The organism is Pelagibacterium sp. 26DY04 (assembly GCF_031202305.1).
In the GTDB taxonomy this organism is placed as follows: Bacteria; Pseudomonadota; Alphaproteobacteria; order Rhizobiales; family Devosiaceae; genus Pelagibacterium.
On record NZ_CP101731.1, the window covers coordinates 191,276 to 207,134 of the forward strand.

The 15,859-nt window shown below is 63.9% G+C and carries 15 protein-coding genes and 1 tRNA gene; 8 read left to right on the plus strand and 8 right to left on the minus strand.

Translation table 11 applies throughout. The annotated features are described in order from the left end of the window. Positions 1-16 precede the first annotated feature (16 nt). Together NO932_RS00895 and NO932_RS00900 are read right to left on the minus strand one after the other, a co-directional pair. Positions 17-340 carry a hypothetical protein gene (locus NO932_RS00895; protein WP_309209152.1) on the minus strand — a complete coding sequence of 108 codons (324 nt, stop codon included), beginning with the start codon at positions 338-340 and terminating at the stop codon, positions 17-19. Beyond that, on the minus strand, positions 337-1,866 hold the full coding sequence (locus NO932_RS00900) for a MobA/MobL family protein (protein WP_309209153.1): 1,530 nt from the start codon (positions 1,864-1,866) through the stop codon (positions 337-339). Before NO932_RS00900 ends, NO932_RS00895 begins: the two co-directional genes overlap by 4 nt. Positions 1,867-2,557: 691 nt before the next feature. Between NO932_RS00900 and NO932_RS00905 the strand changes: the two genes are divergently transcribed. Then, complete coding sequence (locus NO932_RS00905) at positions 2,558-2,830, plus strand: hypothetical protein (protein WP_309209154.1); 273 nt, start codon at positions 2,558-2,560, stop codon at positions 2,828-2,830. A 55-nt stretch (positions 2,831-2,885) separates the two neighbouring features. After that, positions 2,886-4,550: a recombinase family protein gene (locus NO932_RS00910; protein WP_309209155.1), complete on the plus strand. Its 1,665-nt coding sequence runs from the start codon at positions 2,886-2,888 to the stop codon at positions 4,548-4,550. On the opposite strand, the gene NO932_RS00915 is transcribed toward NO932_RS00910, so the two are convergent. Both NO932_RS00915 and lepA read right to left on the minus strand, forming a co-directional pair. Then, positions 4,521-4,597, minus strand: a tRNA-Arg gene (locus NO932_RS00915). The genes NO932_RS00910 and NO932_RS00915 overlap by 30 nt on opposite strands. Positions 4,598-4,715: 118 nt before the next feature. Further along, the gene (gene lepA / locus NO932_RS00920) at positions 4,716-6,530 is read right to left on the minus strand and encodes a translation elongation factor 4 (protein ID WP_309163286.1); all 1,815 of its coding nucleotides are present in this window, start codon (positions 6,528-6,530) and stop codon (positions 4,716-4,718) included. Between the two features lie 131 nt (positions 6,531-6,661). On the opposite strand from lepA, the gene NO932_RS00925 reads away from it, so the two are divergent. Continuing rightward, on the plus strand, positions 6,662-7,444 hold the full coding sequence (locus NO932_RS00925) for an extensin family protein (protein WP_309209156.1): 783 nt from the start codon (positions 6,662-6,664) through the stop codon (positions 7,442-7,444). A 3-nt stretch (positions 7,445-7,447) separates the two neighbouring features. Here the strand turns inward: NO932_RS00925 and NO932_RS00930 are convergent, their stop codons facing one another. Continuing rightward, the gene (locus tag NO932_RS00930; RefSeq protein ID WP_309163284.1) at positions 7,448-7,579 is read right to left on the minus strand and encodes a hypothetical protein; all 132 of its coding nucleotides are present in this window, start codon (positions 7,577-7,579) and stop codon (positions 7,448-7,450) included. A 96-nt stretch (positions 7,580-7,675) separates the two neighbouring features. Here NO932_RS00930 and NO932_RS00935 point away from each other — a divergent pair, with 96 nt between their 5' ends. From NO932_RS00935 to NO932_RS00945, 3 genes are all read left to right on the plus strand, one after another. Next, positions 7,676-8,563 (plus strand): LysR substrate-binding domain-containing protein, encoded by an 888-nt coding sequence (locus tag NO932_RS00935; RefSeq protein ID WP_309209157.1) that lies wholly within the window; start codon positions 7,676-7,678, stop codon positions 8,561-8,563. Positions 8,564-8,588: 25 nt separating this feature from the next. After that, positions 8,589-9,569, plus strand: coding sequence for an iron exporter MbfA (gene mbfA / locus NO932_RS00940; protein ID WP_309209158.1), 981 nt, complete (start codon positions 8,589-8,591; stop codon positions 9,567-9,569). An 83-nt stretch (positions 9,570-9,652) separates the two neighbouring features. After that, positions 9,653-10,519: a LysR family transcriptional regulator gene (locus NO932_RS00945; protein ID WP_309209159.1), complete on the plus strand. Its 867-nt coding sequence runs from the start codon at positions 9,653-9,655 to the stop codon at positions 10,517-10,519. On the opposite strand, the gene NO932_RS00950 is transcribed toward NO932_RS00945, so the two are convergent. Continuing rightward, on the minus strand, positions 10,508-11,008 hold the full coding sequence (locus NO932_RS00950) for a DUF2306 domain-containing protein (protein WP_309209160.1): 501 nt from the start codon (positions 11,006-11,008) through the stop codon (positions 10,508-10,510). The two genes, NO932_RS00945 and NO932_RS00950, sit on opposite strands and share 12 nt — an antisense overlap. 91 nt (positions 11,009-11,099) lie before the next feature. On the opposite strand from NO932_RS00950, the gene NO932_RS00955 reads away from it, so the two are divergent. Together NO932_RS00955 and arr are read left to right on the plus strand one after the other, a co-directional pair. Continuing rightward, positions 11,100-11,891 carry a LytTR family DNA-binding domain-containing protein gene (locus NO932_RS00955; protein ID WP_309209161.1) on the plus strand — a complete coding sequence of 264 codons (792 nt, stop codon included), beginning with the start codon at positions 11,100-11,102 and terminating at the stop codon, positions 11,889-11,891. A gap of 186 nt (positions 11,892-12,077) precedes the next feature. Next, positions 12,078-12,494 carry an NAD(+)--rifampin ADP-ribosyltransferase gene (gene arr, locus NO932_RS00960; protein ID WP_309209162.1) on the plus strand — a complete coding sequence of 139 codons (417 nt, stop codon included), beginning with the start codon at positions 12,078-12,080 and terminating at the stop codon, positions 12,492-12,494. 102 nt (positions 12,495-12,596) lie between these two features. Here the strand turns inward: arr and infB are convergent, their stop codons facing one another. Together infB and NO932_RS00970 are read right to left on the minus strand one after the other, a co-directional pair. Beyond that, positions 12,597-15,215 carry a translation initiation factor IF-2 gene (gene infB, locus NO932_RS00965; protein WP_309209163.1) on the minus strand — a complete coding sequence of 873 codons (2,619 nt, stop codon included), beginning with the start codon at positions 15,213-15,215 and terminating at the stop codon, positions 12,597-12,599. Further along, entirely contained in the window at positions 15,212-15,829 is a 618-nt protein-coding gene (locus tag NO932_RS00970) for an RNA-binding protein (RefSeq protein WP_309209164.1), read from the minus strand. The genes infB and NO932_RS00970 overlap by 4 nt, the downstream gene beginning before the upstream one ends. Positions 15,830-15,859 lie beyond the last annotated feature (30 nt).

Below are 15,859 nucleotides of genomic sequence, written 5' to 3' on the forward strand. Positions count from 1 at the left end.
CTCGGAATCAGACCTCCTAAGCGATTCCTCCGTCGTCCTCGCCTGGCGCAGTCGACGCCCTCCTGGCTTCCGCCAACCAATCCCGCGCCAAAGCGACCGCGAAACGATCCCGGTCATGGGCACGGGCCTCGATCTCCTGGGTGAGGGATTCGGGATTGACTGAAGCGCTACGCGAGAGCAGTTCGAGCGTGGCGTCGGTCACGAGGCGGTAAGCGCGGGATCGGGTCTGCGCGGAGCTTTGCCGCGCCTGGCGTTCAAGCTCGTGTTTGCGGGCTGCCAGCTGCTCTTGCTGCGTGCGAATGGCCTGCAGGGCACGGAGGTTTGCAAGGAGTTCGTTCATTGCAGAACCTCCCCGCCACCAGCATGCGCATGCCTTGCGCCATCGTCTGGCGGCACCGGGTAGAGATCGTAGAATCGCGGATGCGGCCGGAACGGACGTGACAACGGCGTGCCAGGGACCGTCATTGCCTCGAGATCCTGTTCGAGGACGTGGTGCCGCCACAGATAATCTTCCTGACCCAGGGCCCTGTCGATCATGTCGAGGATGATTCCGACAGAAAGATCGTTCGGCTCCCCGGTGTAGCTGACGAGTGCCGCCACCAAGCGTTCCAGTCCCCGATTGCCCCAGGCTGCGACTTTTGCCAGCATCTCCCCACGGCTTTCCGGATCCGCCGCCCGAATCGTCTGCACGACCTCCCGGGCGGCGCGGAGCACGTTCCCCTTGCCCATGAGCTCGATCCGGGACCGCTTGCGGGCCATTCCGGAGACACTTGGCAACAGCGGCGCAGGATCGGGCGGAACCGGAATTGGCATTCCATCTGAATCGGTCAAGCCGAGATCGCGCCAGCCCTTGCGGCGGGCCAGGACATGCACGGCCCGGGCAGGGTCGGCTTGCAGCCTTCCCTCGATCAGGATCCGGTCTCCGGCATCGATCAGCACCGTCCCATCGACGACGAACGCCACGCCGACCCCTTCAACCGCCACGCGCTCGTCGATGGCGATGCCGGCACCCATGAACGCGGTCATCGCCACTTCCACGGGGAGCGGTTTCGCACCTTGCCCCTCAGCCTGCCATGACGTCAGAACGGACATATCCTCGAACCGGGCATCGATTCCCGCCCGCAGATCACATGCCTGTCGTTCCAACGCTTCTATTTCCGCCGTTACCTGTTCGTGCTCACGGCGCAGCGCACGCTGGCGGTCGCGCTGCGACAGCCGGGTTCCAGCGCCGGGAGCAGCGCGATCCCGCACGATCCGCCTTGGCAACCGATCCTCCTGCGGCAGGGCATTATCCCGCACGGCATTGGGCGCTGGATCGAACCGCACATCGATGCCGCAATCCTCAGCAATGGCATTGAACAGGTCCGCCACCCGGTGCCGAACGCCCGAGCGGAACCAGACGTCAAGCTGCCGGCACTTGGCGCTGGCGAACCCCGTATTCGAGAGCGTGCGCGTCGAGATCAGCCCGTGGAGGTGATCATTAGGTTCCCCGTCGATGGCCGCTGAGCTTTCCCAATCGATTTGCACGGCAAGTCCGATATCGGTGAAGCCGCGATAAACTCGTTCGACGAACCCCTCGATCCGTTCCGTGGGCAGTTCGCGCGGCCAACTAATATCGAAGAACCGGCCTTCCCTGGCGTCCTTCCTCTTCTCGATTTCTCCGGCGGCTTGCCAAACTGCCTCGCGCCGCCACGGGACGGGATCGACATCATCGGGCAGCAGCAGCCAGTGCCGGACATGATACACCTGCTGGCCGTTCCGGTGCTTGTCTTCCGGGACGCCCTCATGGCACTCGATCCCCATCTGATAGGTGGAACGCCCGATTGCTTTCCAGCCATCGCTGCGGGAAACGCCCCCAAAACTCACACCCGGCAACCCAACCGTTCCCATCGCCACCCTCGCAACGTGTTAGTGAATGAACACATTGCGCAAGGGTGCCGGAGACCTTGGAAAGTATCCAGATCACGACCACGTGAGCTGGATACTGCGATTTAGGGTGGGGCAAGCGCAGACCTCGTCTTTGTCGCTGTCCCGCCGCTGCGGCAATCGGCCGAGCAACTGGTTGCGGAGTTCAGCGCTGTTATCGGAGCACAGTGGCCAGTCGATGCCGCTCGTCGTATTGCCGTTTGGCATGTGCATGTGAGGCCCAGGCTGCAGCGCGTGACTTGCACAATCTGCAAGCGCCTGCTCCGGAAGCTTCGACTTCAGCGGACGACTTCAATTCCGGACCCGGCGCATTGAGGGAGCGACGGTCCCGCTCGCCGCAATGAAGCACCGATTGCGCCGTTATGGCTGAAACCGGTCGTAGAGGCATGAGCTGCGCCCCCCGATTCTCGGCAGGCGTCTTCCCCTGAGTCAAGTTTTTGATTTATTCTACAAAATTACGTTTGCCTTCGAAAAGAATCCATCTGACCCTTGTTGCGTGGCTGGCGGATGAAGGCGACCTCGTCCTCGTCTTTCAGCCACCCGCGAGGGTAGGTGAGGAAAATTTCCCACGCCGGTCGGCGGCCATCCCTCTGCGCGTAGGCCGTCGGCTGGCGTGGGACATCATGGTCGCATGGCGTCAAAACGACAGAGCCCGTCGGCGCCAGGCGTATTGCACGCACCCAAGCCGACAGATGAGAAACGCACGGTAGCCGGTGCACCCAAACCGCCCCAATACCATAACGAGGGTGGACGCAACCAGAAGAGCGCAGCGGGAAACGGCAATCGAGACGTCGTACTCGACTTTCCCGAAGCCCTAGGTCCATCCCGGGCCGAACTGGATACCCTCGAGCGGTATCTGGGCGCCGAGATCGACCGCATCCTCGACACCCGAGGCGGCAGCTGACCCCTGTCGGCGTCGCCTCGGGGTCGATCCAAACGAGCAAGGCGAGCATTCAGCCATGGCACAGAGATCTCAAAGCCATTCCGCAGACACCGTCCCGGTCCGAAAGGCGGCGCTCTATCTTCGTGTCTCGACGACCAGACAGGCCGAAGGCGAGGTCAGTATCCCCTCCCAGCGCGATCAGGCGCTTGCCTATTGCGAGCGCGAGGGACTTGCGGTGGCGGCAGAGTTTATCGAGCCCGGCCGCTCGGCCACCGACGATCGTCGCCCCGCTTTCCTCGAAATGATCGACCGGGCCTGCGGTCCCGATCATCCCTTCGACACCATCGTGGTCCATGCCTTTTCGCGTTTCTATCGCGACGGCGCAGAGATGGAACTGCTCATTCGCCGTCTGCGCAAGCATGGCGTTACCGTCGAATCGATCTCCCAACCCACCCGGGACGATGACCCCGCAGCTCAGATGTTGAGGCAAGTCATCGGCATTTTTGATGAATACACCTCCAGGGAGAATGGGCGGCAGGTCACCCGCGCCATGAAGGAAAACGCCCGGCAGGGTTTCTGGAACGGCGCCACACCACCCTTGGGCTACACGATCATCGAAGCGGAACGCCGCGGCCAGAAGATCAAGAAGAAGCTCGGCATCGATCCTGTGGAGGCCGAAACGGTCAGGCTGATCTACCGGCTCTATATCGACGGCGACCGCAAGACGGGCACGCCGCCACTCGGGATCAAGGAACTGGTCAAGTGGCTCAATGCTCACGGTTACACCACGCGCAAGGGTGGCGCGTTCGGCGTCGGCCCCGTCCATCACATCCTGACCAACACCGCCTATGTCGGCCAATGGCGCTACAATGTGCGCAACAAGACCACAGGCAAGAAAAGCGATCCCGCCGATGTCGTGGATGTTCCCGTGCCGCGCATCATCGACGACAAGATTTTCGAGGCGGTGCAGTCCAAACTTGCCGCCAACAATCCCAGGATCAATCCCGCACGCGCCGTGAGCGGTCCGATCCTGCTCACCGGTCTTGCCACCTGCGCCCATTGCGGTTCGGGAATGACCCAGCGCACCGGAACGTCCAGTTCGGGAAGGATCTATTCCTACTACAGCTGCGCCGGCCGGGCTCAGCGTGGCCCGACTGCCTGCAAGGGCAACTCGGTCCGTATGGATGCCCTCGATTCGAAAGTCATTGACGCCCTGCGCGAAAAACTGCTTGCGCCCGACCGCCTTGCGGCCATGCTGACCGCCTTTGCGGAGCGCCGGACCCAAAGAGCCGCGGCAATCAGCGAGCGCCTCATTGGCCTGCAGCAGGAGGCGAACGCCGCCCGGGACAAGCTCGACCGGCTCTACAAACTCGTCGAGGATGGCGCCGAGCTCGATGATGTGCTGCGCGACCGCATTGCCATGCTTCGGGCCGACCATGAGCGTGCGAAAGCAGCGCTTGAACGTGCCCGGGTTCAGGCGGGCGATGACACCGTGATCGATCCGGCCAAAATCACGGCGTTCTCCGACCTCATGACGGGCATTCTCGATTCGGCAGAAAACCCTGCGCGCAAGGCGTGGCTGCGATCTCTTATCTCGAAGGTCGAGGTGGACGCCGACCGTATCCGGATCGTCGGCAGCAAGGACGTGCTCAACGCCGCAGTGGCTGCTTCGGCAAATTCGGGTGAAAACGTTCAGAAATGTGTACCGGAATGGCGCACCCGACACGATTCGAACGTGTGACCTCTGCCTTCGGAGGGCAGCGCTCTATCCAGCTGAGCTACGGGTGCCCGGGGCCTGAACAAGCCCATCGGTTCGGCGCGAACCTACTGTATGCCGACCGGCCGCGCAACAGGGGATTTGGCTGGGGCGAGGAAAGCAAAAGGCGGGCTCTTTGCCCGCCGGCTCTCAATCGTCCATCTTGAGGGCCTTGATGAAGGCCTCCTGGGGGATTTCGACCTTGCCGAACTGGCGCATCTTCTTTTTGCCCTCCTTCTGCTTTTCGAGCAGCTTGCGCTTGCGGGTGGCGTCGCCGCCATAGCATTTGGCGGTCACGTCCTTGCGCATGGCCCTGACCGTCTCGCGGGCGATGATGCGCCCGCCAATGGCGGCCTGGATGGGAATGACGAACAGGTGCGGCGGGATCAGCTCCTTGAGCTTTTCGCACATCTGCCGCCCGCGATGCTCGGCCTGGCTGCGGTGAACCAGCATCGAGAGCGCATCGACGGGTTCGGCGTTGACGAGGATGCTCATCTTGACCAGATCGCCGGCGCGGTAATCGTCCAGATTGTAGTCAAAGCTCGCATATCCCTTGGAGATCGATTTCAACCGATCGTAGAAATCGAACACCACCTCGTTCAGGGGCAGGTCGTATTCGACCATGGCGCGGTTGCCGACATAGGAGAGGTTGGTCTGGATGCCGCGCCGCTCCTGGCAGAGCTTGAGGATCGCGCCGAGATAATCGTCGGGCGTGAGGATAGTGGCCTTGATCCAGGGTTCGCGGATTTCCTCGATCTTGACCGGATCGGGCAGGTCGGCGGGATTGTGCAGCATGATCTCGCTGCCATCGGTCAACTGCACCTCATAGACCACCGAGGGTGCCGTGGTGATGAGATCGAGATTGAATTCGCGGCTCAAGCGCTCCTGGATGATCTCGAGGTGCAAAAGCCCCAGGAAACCGCAGCGGAAGCCGAAGCCCAGGGCGGCCGAGGTTTCCATCTCGAAGGAAAAGCTTGCATCGTTCAAGCGCAGCTTGCCCATGGCGGTGCGCAGATCATCGAAATCGGAAGCATCGACGGGGAAAAGGCCGCAGAACACCACGGGCTGGGCCGGGCGGAAGCCGGGGAGCGGCTCGGCCGTGGGCTTTCTGTCGTCGGTGATGGTGTCGCCGACATTGGTGTCGGCCACTTCCTTGATCGAGGCGGTAAAGAACCCGATCTCCCCCGGGCCCAGTTCCCCAACTTCCACGAGCTTGGGCGTGAACACGCCCACCCTGTCGAGTTCGTAAGAGGCGCCGGCCTGCATCATGCGGATCTTCTGGCCCTTGCGGATGCGCCCGTCGATCACACGGATCAGCACCACGACGCCAAGGTAGAGATCGTACCAGGAATCGACCAGCATGGCCTTGAGCGGCGCGTTCTCGTCGCCCTTGGGTGCAGGCAGGCGCTCGACGATGGCGGCAAGCACCTTGTCGATCCCCAGCCCGGTCTTGGCGGAAATCTCCACCGCATCGGAAGCGTCGATGCCGATCACGTCCTCGATCTGCTGCTTGACGCGCTCGGGCTCGGCGGCGGGCAGATCGATCTTGTTCAATACCGGAACGATCTCATGATTGACTTCGATCGCGTGATACACATTGGCCAGCGTCTGGGCCTCGACGCCCTGGGCCGCATCGACCACCAGGAGCGAGCCCTCGCACGCCGCCAGCGAACGGTTGACCTCATAGGCGAAGTCCACGTGCCCCGGCGTATCGATCAGGTTGAGCACATAGTGCTCGCCATCGGAGTGCGTATATTCGAGCCGCACCGTCTGGGCCTTGATGGTAATCCCGCGCTCGCGCTCGATATCCATCGAATCGAGGATCTGTTCCTTCATCTCGCGGTCTTCGAGCGCGCCTGTCGACTGGATCAGCCTGTCGGCGAGCGTCGACTTGCCGTGGTCGATATGGGCCACGATCGAAAAATTGCGGATGCGGGAGAGCGGGGTCTTCTGCGGTGTTTTCATGGGGCCGCTGATAGCAGCAAATCCGGCGCTTCGGGAAGATGGTTTGTGCGCGGTTAACCATCAAAGGCAACGGCGGGCGCGTTCGGCGCGTTGTCGAAAGCCTGCCTGCTTTTTCCTTAAGGTCGTTGCCCATGTTCAAGCTTTGCCCGCCCGCGCTTCTCCTTGCCCTGGTCGCTGTCGCGCCGGTATTGGCTCAGGACGAACCACCCCTGCCCCAGCCGCGCCCGGATGGACTGGCTAAGGCCGGGCAGGAGAGCCGGTCAAGCGGCGACGAAACGGCGCAGGAAAGCCCGGAAGACTTGGAAGTCCCCGATGAGGAGCCCGAACAAGAGCCCGAACAAGAGCCCGAACGCATCTACCAGGCGGCGTGCCCGGCATTGCTCACCGGCCGGGTGATCGGGGAAATGGTGCCGCCGCTCGCGGAAGGCGCGTGCGGGTTGCAGAGCCCCATCGCCGTTGCCGCGCTGGTCATCAATGGACGGGAAATCCCGCTTTCGGGCACGCCGGTCACCAATTGCACCATGGCGACAACGCTTGCCGATTGGGCCGAGGAGGTGGACGCCTATGCGGGGGCGGCTCTCGATACGCACATCGAGAGCTTGTCGAGCGGGCCGGGCTATCAGTGCCGGCTGCGCAATGGCGCCGAAACGGGGTTCGTGTCCGAGCATGGTCTGGGTAATGCCGTCGACATCACCGCGATATCGTTCGCCGACGGCACCAGCCTTTCGGTGCTCGAAGATTGGGATTCGCGCTCGGTAGGCGCCGGCAGCAAATTCCTCGGCTTTGCCCATTCAGCAGCTTGCGGGCGGTTCACCACGGTTCTGGGCCCCGAGGCCAACGCCGATCACGAGGATCATTTCCACTTCGACCTCGGCTGTCACGGCCAGACCTGCACCGCCCAGATCTGCGAGTAAAGGTCAATCGTCGCGCCGTGGATGGTAGGTTGGCAGGTCGGCAATTTCGCGCAGCGTCAGGTAGTCGGGCAATTGCCCGCAACGGGTGCGGGGATAGACCGGCATGGTCAGCAGACGAAGGATCCACTTAAACATTTTGTCTTCTCCTTTGCAGTTCCATGCTGCAATAATCCCGGTCTCTCCCGAGCTCTTCAATGAAGAAGCTCTCAAGCATGATGTAGAAAAACTAAAGTGACGAGATCCTTTCCCATTCCCCTCAATGCCTTGCGGGCCATCGAGGCTGTCGCGCGTCTGGGCCGGCTGGCCGCAGCCGCCGAAGCGCTGGGCGTCACCCCAGGAGCCGTCAGCCAGCATATAAGGCGCGCAGAGGAGCGTACCGGCACGCTGTTGTTCGAGCGCACCGCACACGGGCTGGTGCCCACCGGCGAACTTATGGCCATCCTGCCCGCGCTGCAGACGGGCTTTGATGCGCTGGAACAGGCGAGCGCCCGGCTGATCGCCGATGAAGGTCACGTGCTCACCGTTACCCTGGGCCATGTCTCGGCATCGCGCTGGCTGGTCTGGCGGCTCGCCCGGTTCAACGCGCGTCATCCCGAAATCGAAGTGCGCCTGTTGCCCACCGACCAGCTCGTCGATCTCGCCCGGCCCGACATCGATTGCGGCATTCGCTTCGGCAAGGGAAACTGGCCGGGCGTCGAGGCTCTGGCCCTGGCCCGGGCAGAAGTCTTTCCGGTCTGCGCTCCGGCGCTCGCGGCGCGCCTGCACCAACCTTCCGATTTGTCGAAGGTTCCCGTGATCCGCGACCAGATGACCATGCTGTCCTGGCCGCAATGGCTCGCCGCCGCCAGGGTGCCCGATCTCTCATTGTCCGGGCCGGTCTATACCGATCCGGCCCTCTCTTTCGATGCAGCGACCTCGGGGCAAGGCGTGCTTCTTGCCGTGGGCATCATGGCCGATTACGCGCTGGACAATGGACAGCTTGTGCGGCCCTTCCGACAAAGCGTTGTGCCGGACAACGGCTATTGGTTCGCGATGGCAGCGGGACGTCAATTGCCGGCGCGGACGCGAAAGTTCCGCGATTGGCTGCTGGACGAAATGGGTCCTTACAGTTTAGAATAATTCTAAACTGTTGATGAGCTGTTCCATGTTGTCCCGTTTCCTGTCTTCCAAGCGTGATTTCTCCAGCCTTTCCGAAAAGGAAATCCTCGCCCTTGCCATTTCCGCCGAGGAGGAGGATGGCCGCATCTATGCCGCCTATGCCGAGCGGCTGCGCGAGAACTACCCGGCTTCGGCGGCCATCTTTGAAGGCATGGCGGCCGAGGAGGACAGCCACCGCCGCCGGCTCATCGACCGTTACGCCGAGCGCTTCGGTGCCACCATCATCCCGATCCGGCGCGAGCATGTGCGCGGGTTTATAACCCGCAAGCCGGTCTGGCTGATGGCCGAACTCGATCTCGATACAGTTCGCGCCCAGGCCCGCGAGATGGAGCAGGATGCCGCCCTCTTTTACGCCGAAGCCGCAAAACGCACCCAGGACGCAGCCACGCGAAAACTCCTGGGCGATCTCGAACGCGCCGAACGCGGCCATGAGCACGCCGCCGAACAGCTCGAAAATGCGCATCTGACGCTCGACGCCCGGAACACGGAAAAGGACACCGCCCACCGCAATTTCCTTTTGACCTATGTCCAGCCGGGCCTGGCGGGCCTGATGGACGGATCGGTTTCGACCCTGGCCCCGATCTTTGCCGCCGCCTTTGCCACGGGCGACACCTGGTCGACTTTCCTTGTCGGGCTCGCCGCGTCGGTGGGCGCTGGCATTTCCATGGGCTTTACGGAAGCGGCCAGCGATGACGGCCGGCTCACCGGTCGCGGCTCACCGGTCAAGCGCGGCTTTGCCTCCGGCATCATGACCGCGCTGGGTGGGCTGGGCCATGCCCTGCCCTATCTCATCCCGCATTTCTGGACGGCCACCTCCATCGCCATCGCCGTGGTGGTGATCGAACTCTGGGCCATCGCCTGGATCCAGAAGCGATTCATGGATACCCCGTTCTGGCGCGCGGTGACGCAAGTGGTGCTGGGCGGCTCGCTGGTCTTTGCCGCCGGGATCATCATCGGCAACGCCTGATCTGCAACGCCGAAAGTCCCAGCTCTCAGGCGCCGCATAGATTCCTGTTGCGGTGCGGCCTCGATCCGTTTCAAATCTGAAACATGGATTTCTCCTGGGACGATCTGCGGCTGTTCCTTGTTGTTGCGCGGCTGGGCGGGCTGTCGGCGGCGCGCGGGACCACGGGATTGAGTGCGGCAACGCTGGGCCGGCGCGTGACGGCGCTGGAGCGGCAGATCGGCGAGCCCCTGTTCGTCCGTACGCAAACCGGCTTCACTCTCACCCGCGCCGGCGAAGCGTTGCTCGAGCGCGCCGAGGACGTGGAAGCGGCCATGCGGGCGCTCACCCATTGGCGTGAGGGGGCGATCGGTGCGCGCGTGGTACGCGTTTCGGCCGGCACCTGGACCACCGATTTCCTCGCCCGGCACATGGACGCGCTCTGGTCGCCCGGCGACGGCTTCCGCGTCGAATTCGTCACCGCCTACGAAAAGATCGACATCGGCCGCCGCGCCGCCGATATCGGGGTCCGCTCCGAGCGTCCGGTCGAGCCGAACCTTGCTGGCCGGCGGCTGACGCCGGTCGCCTACGCGCTCTATTGCGCGCCGCGGCTGGCCGCCGGGGTCAAGGACGGACTGTTTGTCGGCGTCACCGGCCCGGCCGCCAATACCGCTTCGGCCCGCTGGCTCATGGCCCATCACGGCGACCGCATCGTTGCCAGCGGCAATGACGCCCATTCGGTGCGCGAACTGGTCGCCGGCGGTGCGGGGCTCACCGTTCTCCCCTGTTTCGTCGGCGATGCCGATCCGCGCCTTTCGCGCATTCGCGGGCCCATTCCCGAACTCGCCGGCGAGCAATGGCTGGTGCTCCATCATGAGGAGCGCCACAGCCCACCGGTTCGCAGGCTTGCCGACAGGATCGCCAAGCTGATGAAGGACAATGCCGCGCTGTTTGCCGGCGAGCTACCGCGCTAGCACCTCTCGCCCTTCGATCCAGCGGCGGACCACCAGCACGGTGCCGATCGCCGCGGCAAACCCGAGCGCCAGCCACAACGCCGTCCACCCGCCATCGGCGAACAGCACTTGATGCATGCGCCGGCCCGGCACCAGCGTGAAGGCGCCCGCCAGGATCAGCGCGCCGCCATAAAGCCCGGTCATGGTGGCGCGGTGCGCTTTCACATCGCCACGCCTGATTGCCCGGACGGCCTGCACCAGCCCCACGAGGGTGAAGACCGACAGCGCATGGATGAAACTATAGGGGCCGAACATCCTCACTTCGGTGATGAGAAAGGAGGAAAGCGCCACGGTCACCATCAGCACCACCCATGCGCGCCCCATCGCCTTGTGCAGCCGCGTGCCCTTTTTGAGCAGCAGCACGAGCGTGCCGAGCAGGAAAGAGAGCACGGCCGCGCCGGCGTGAATCTGGATGACGAAGGAAGCAGTGGTAAGGGCGGTTGCATCCATGGTGAGGCTCCTGCATGTAGTGAGGGCCTGACCGGTGCCGCTTGGGCGCTTGTCGGGCAAGCGAGACTACGTGAGGAAGGAGGCCGGCTACGTGAGCGACACGCCGTTGCGATTGACGCTTCGCCAATTGCAGGCCGCCTATCGCGACCCCATGGCGCTCGCCACCATGATCGGGGTGGGAATCATCGCGGGCATCACCGGCCCGTTCTCGACCTTTGCGCATCTCGCCCCGGCACCACGCCTGTTCTATTGGCTGCTGATCGCATTGGGAACTTATGGGGCGGGCCTTGTCGGCGCCATTCTGGCGCGGGAGTGGCTGCTGCCGCCCGGCAAGCCGGTGATCGCGCTTATCCTCGTACAGGGCGTCGGCGCCTCGATCCCGGTCACCGCCTGCGTCGTGCTGATCAGCATGATGTTCTTCCCCGATCTCAGCGTCACCGGGCTGAGTCTGGGGGAACTCTTTGTCTATTGCCTTTTGATCTCGCTGGCGCTGATGGTGGTGCTCGAAGGGGTGATCGCGCCGCAGATGAAAAAGCGTAATGTGGTTGCGGCTCCCCCTGCCGTCGAGGCTCCACCGATCCTCGACCGGCTGCCCAAACCGGTCCGGGGCAAGCTCAGCCACATGTCGATGGCCGATCATTATGTGGAAGTGTTCACCGATCGCGGCAAAGCCATGATCCTGATGCGCCTGGCGGACGCCATTGCCGAGACCCGTGGCACCGAAGGCATCCAGATCCACCGCAGCCACTGGGTCGCCCTCGATGCCATCGCCGCCCTCAAGCGCCTCGACGGCCGCCCGGTGGTGGCGCTTGTCGATGGCACAGAACTCCCGGTCTCGCGCACCCACATCAACGCGGTGCGGGCGGCGCTAGAGAGGAAGTGAGGCGGGAGGGAGGTGGCACATAGGCCTCGTGGCCGCAGATCGGCCGTCACGACGTGCAACGGAGGCGAAACGCGCCTCGACCATACCTGATATGTGGTTCGCAAGGGCCTTGCTTCAAGACCCTGGTCTGGCCCTAGAAAGCGGGGCTTTGTGCGTCAGGAACTTTATCAAAGGAGCGGCGAGCCTATGCCAGCGACTGCCAGCATGTACTCACAATCATTCTTCCACGGCACCAAGGCCGATCTGAAAACGGGAGACCTGATCGCCGTCGGCCATGTGTCCAACTTTCTCGAAGGCAAATCTCTGTCCTGGGTTTATTTCGCGGCCACGTTGGATGCAGCGATTTGGGGTGCCGAGTTGGCGGTGGGCAATGGACCGGGGCGGATTTATGTCGTGGAGCCAACCGGGCCGATCGAGGACGACCCTAATCTCACGGACAAGAAGTTCCCCGGCAACCCGACGCTGTCCTATCGCTCCCGCGATCCGCTGCGCGTTATTGCCGAAGCGACGAACTGGCAAGGGCACTCGGCTGAACGGTTGCAGGAGATGAAGGACGGCCTTGCCCGATTGAAGGCGGAGGGTTCCGCCATCGTCATCGATTAATGATGCGGGGCCGTGTGATCTGCAACGCCAAGCCCCTCCGGCCATGAAAAAGGCGCGGTGCCAAGCACCGCGCCTTTTGCAGTCTATCTCCGGCCGCAGGGTTTACAGCGAGCGCTGCACCTTCTCGACGCGGTAGCATTCGATGACATCGCCCACGCGCATGTCCTCGTACTTCTCGAAGGCCATGCCGCATTCCTGGCCGGCCTGCACTTCCTTGACCTCGTCCTTGAAGCGCTTGAGCGTCGAAAGCCTGCCTTCGTGGATCACGACGTTGTCGCGGATCAGGCGCACGCCGGCGCCGCGTTCCACCATGCCGTCGGTGACCCGGCAGCCCGCGACCTTGCCCACCTTGGAGATGTTGAACACTTCCAGGATCTCGGCATTGCCGATGAAGGTCTCGCGCACTTCCGGAGCGAGCATGCCGCTCATCACGCCCTTAACGTCGTCGATAAGGTCGTAGATGATGTTGTAGTAGCGGATCTCGATGCCTTCGCGATTGGCCAGTTCGGCGGCCTGCTTGTTGGCACGCACGTTAAAGCCGATGATCACGGCGTTGGAGGCCGTGGCCAGCGTCACGTCGGATTCGGTGATCCCGCCCACGCCCGAATAAAGGATCTGGGCAGAGACCTCGTCGGTCGAGAGCTTGTTCAGCGCAGTGACGATCGCTTCGACCGAGCCCTGCACGTCGCCCTTGATGAGCAGCGGGAACTTGGCGATGCCCGAGGCCTTGAGCTGGTTCATCATCTGCTCGAGGCTGGTGGCGCCGCCGCCTGCCGTCTTTTCGCGGATGACGCGCTGGCGGTATTCGGTGACCTCGCGGGCCCGCGCCTCGTTCTCGACCACCGCAAAGCGGTCGCCGGCATCGGGGACGCCCGAAAAGCCCAGCACTTCGACCGGAGTCGAGGGGCTGGCCGACTTCACCTGGGCACCCTTGTCGTCGATCAGCGCGCGGACCTTGGCCCATTCGGTGCCGGCCACAACGATATCGCCAACCGAAAGCGTGCCGCGCTGGACGAGCATGGTCGCCACCGCGCCACGGCCCTTGTCGAGCTTGCTTTCGATCACCAGGCCTTCGGCGCGGCCCTTTTCGGGTGCCTTGAGTTCGAGCACTTCGGACTGCAGCAAAATCGCTTCGAGCAACCCGTCGAGATTGGTCTTTTTGAGCGCGGACACCTCGACGTCGAGCACTTCACCGCCCATCGATTCCACGAATACCTCGTGCTGGAGCAGTTCGGTGCGCACGCGGTTGGGGTCGGCGCCGGGCTTGTCGATCTTGTTGACCGCAACGATGATCGGAACGCCTGCCGCCTTGGCGTGCTTGATCGATTCGATCGTCTGGGGCATCACGCCGTCATCGGCGGCTACCACCAGAATGGCGATGTCGGTCGCCTGGGCGCCGCGGGCGCGCATGGCGGTAAACGCCTCGTGGCCGGGGGTGTCGAGGAAGGTGATCTTCTGTCCGTCCTTTTCCACCTGATAGGCGCCGATGTGCTGGGTGATGCCACCCGCTTCGGTGGAGACCACATTGGCCTCACGGATCGCATCGAGCAGCGAGGTCTTGCCGTGGTCGACGTGCCCCATGATGGTCACGACCGGCGGCCGCCCGACCAGATCGCCGGCTTCGTCGTTCGTGACGTCGTCGAACAGACCCTCTTCCACATCGCTTTCGGCGACGCGCTTGACGGTATGGCCCAGCTCGGTGGCGATCAGTTCAGCGGTATCGGCATCGATCACGTCGTTGATCTTGGCCATTTGGCCCTGGGCCATGAGCAGCTTGATCACGTCGACGGCACGTTCGGCCATGCGGTTGGCAAGCTCGCCCACCGTGATGGCTTCCGGAATCGTCACTTCGCGCGAAAGCTTGGGCTGGGCCACCTTGGTGTTGCGGCCCATCTTCTTGTTCTGGCGCCGGCGCATGGCCGCGAGCGAGGGCCCGCGCTGGTCATTGTCGTCGAGCGCCGAATTGACGTTGAGCCGGCCGCGCGAGCTGCCGTCATTGCCCCGGCGGGCCGGGGTCGCACCCGGACGCGGAGCGGCGTTGCGCTTGGCGCGTTCGAGTTCGTCGCGGTCAACCAGCGCCTTGGGCGCGGGGGCGGCGCGACGGCGCACGCGATCGTCCTCGCCTTCGCCCGGAGGCGGCGGCGGGGGCATATCGGGCTGTGCGGCGCGCGGGCTCGGCTTGGCCTGCGGCTTGGGCCGGGCCTGGCCGGCCTTGACCGGCACGATCTCGGCGAGCTCGTCATTGGCCGCAGCCTCGGCCTTGGCGGCCTCCGCTTCGGCGGCGCGGCGTTCTGCTTCCTCGCGCTCGGCCTTGCGGCGGGCGTCGATCTCGGCGAGGCGCTGGGCCTCCTGTTCGGCCTTGATGCGGTCTTCCTCGGCGCGCGCGGCGGCTTCACGCAGGGCGCGTTCGCGGGCCTGGTTCTCGCTTTGGGTCAGGCTTGCCGAATTGGTCGGGTTCTGGCGCGGGCTGCCCGATTGCGGGCGTCCGCCAGGCCGCTGTCCCGATTGCGGACGGCCGCCGCCACCTGAAGGTGCGCCACCGCCCGACTGCTGAGGCGCGCCCGAACCCGGGCCGCCCAGGCGCCGCGTGCGCTTTTCAACAACCACCGTGCGTGAGGACCGCGACATGCCGGGACGAGCGCCGAGATTGGGCGCGCCCTTGAGGGTCAGGGTCTTCTTGCCCGAACCCGAATTGTCGCTGGTCTTGTCCTTGTCGGTCATATGGTGCCGTCTTCTTCTCTGTCTGTGGCGATGTAGAGAGCGAGCCGGTTTGCCCGCTCAATCGCCGAATTTGCTGCCGCGCCGGGAGTCAGCGCAGCGTGTATCACATTTTCGAGCCCCAATGCCAAACCCAATTGGGCCGACGAAAGAGATTCGATATGGGCCAACGTCTCGGCGTTTCCCCCGCGCCGCGCCGATTGCAGCATCTTGCGGCGCCCGTCCGGGGCGGCATCGCTTGCCGTTATCAGCGCCGCTGCGCGCCCCGCCTCCAAAAGGCCCGCGACCTTGGCTGCGCCCGTTGCCAGTGCACCGGCCTTGCGCGCCAGGCCCAGCGCGCCCGCGAGGCGCTGTTCTAACCGCGTCCGCACCTGCTGTGCAAGGTCGGGCGGCACCGTGACGTTTTCCTTGAGGCTGCGCGCGAAAACCTTTTTGCGCACCGCCTCGGCAACAGCGTCGGAGGAAAGGGTGATCCAGACCCCGCGTCCGGGGGCCTTGGAATCGACATCGGGCGCCAGCACCCCGTCAGGGGAAACCGCGAAACGGATGAGCGCTGCGGCGGGCTTTTCCTCCCGCGTCAAAGCGCACAGTCTTGTTACATCCTTTTCGCGGCCCAATTGCGGCGTCCTATCCTTTCCCCGCGTTTC